This is a genomic window from Streptomyces zinciresistens K42, assembly GCF_000225525.1.
Classification (GTDB): domain Bacteria; phylum Actinomycetota; class Actinomycetes; order Streptomycetales; family Streptomycetaceae; genus Streptomyces; species Streptomyces zinciresistens.
This window is the reverse complement of record NZ_AGBF01000446.1, coordinates 1-1,326: the sequence shown is the minus strand read 5'-3', so window position 1 is coordinate 1,326 and position 1,326 is coordinate 1. Positions and strand designations below refer to the sequence as shown.

Below are 1,326 nucleotides of genomic sequence, written 5' to 3'. Positions count from 1 at the left end.
CGCCCCGGCCCCGCCCGGCCGCCGTCGCCGCCCCTCCGCCTCGCGCGGCGGTCGGGCGCGGGCCGCCGGGCGGCGGCACCCGACGGGGCACCCCGGGTAGGTAAGGCAAACCTAATGTCGGATAGCGTGGCACGTGCAACCACCCGCCCGACACGCACCACCGGGAGCCGGCCTTGCCGCACACGACCGACACCGCTGACATCCGGCCGGGCGACTCCGCCCTCGGCGAGGGCTGGGTCGCACTCGGCTCAGGCGAGGAGCTGCGCGCCCTCCTCGGCGAGCCGTGGCCCCTCGTGATCGACAAGGTGCACGGCGAACTGGCCGAGGAGGACCTGGAGATCATCGCCCGCTCGCCGTTCTGCCTGCTCGCCACCTCCGACGCACAGGGCAACTGCGACGTCTCGCCCCGCGGCGACGCCCCCGGCTTCACCCATGTCCTCGGCCCCCGCACCCTCGCCCTGCCGGACCGGCCCGGCAACCGCCGGGGCGACAGCCTCCACAACATCCTCGCCAATCCGCACGCCGGGCTGCTCTACCTGATACCCGGCGGCAAGCAGGTGCTCCGCGTCAACGGCCGCGCCCGCATCCTCACCGACGCGCCCTTCTTCGACGCCATGGCGGTGGGCGGCCGCCGCCCCCAACTGGCCCTCGTCGTGGACATCGACGAGATCTACCTCCACTGCCCGGCCTCCCTGAACCGCTCGGGGGTGTGGAAGCCCGCGACCTGGCAGGAGAGCTGAGCGCCGCACCGGGCGGCCGTTCCTCCCCGGTCGCCCGGCCGTAAGCCCGTCTTCGCCGGACGTCCTCCCGTCCGCCGGGCGCCGGCCGGCGCGCGGACGGGCGGATGACCTGAAACCGGCGCACGCCCGACCGGCCGACCGGTCCATACCAGTGGCGGTCGCACCTCAGGGCCCGACCGGTCGGTCCATACGATCATCACCCTGCCCCACCTGGGGAGAAGGGCTTGCCGCGGGCGCCGCCCGGACCGCGCGGCCGCATGCCGGGCAGCGATTCCGGCCGCTCCGGGCCGTTCGGGCGCACCTGCGTTTTTCCGTCAGGTTGCGCAGCAAGAGCACGAAAGCTCCACAGATACCTCACTATTTGACGCGACGGATGTGTCGACGACCGGTCTCTGAGGGGGAAGCCGGCGTCGCGCAAGGGGGGTGCGTCCGCTCCGCGGAGCCGTGCTCACCCCTGCCCGGGGAGGGGACTTCACCGCATGAGGCGGACCACAGGCACCACCTTGCTCACGACGGGCGCGCGCACAGCCGACCTCGCCGGGCCTGCCGCACAGGCCGCACCCGGACAGCCGCCCCGCACCGTCCC

1 protein-coding gene is annotated in these 1,326 nt (G+C 74.2%); it reads left to right on the top strand.

The window, feature by feature from the left end; translation table 11 throughout:
- The first annotated feature begins 173 nt into the window (after positions 1-173).
- Positions 174-740: an MSMEG_1061 family FMN-dependent PPOX-type flavoprotein gene (locus tag SZN_RS37125; RefSeq protein ID WP_007506524.1), complete on the top strand. Its 567-nt coding sequence runs from the start codon at positions 174-176 to the stop codon at positions 738-740.
- Positions 741-1,326: the final 586 nt, after the last annotated feature.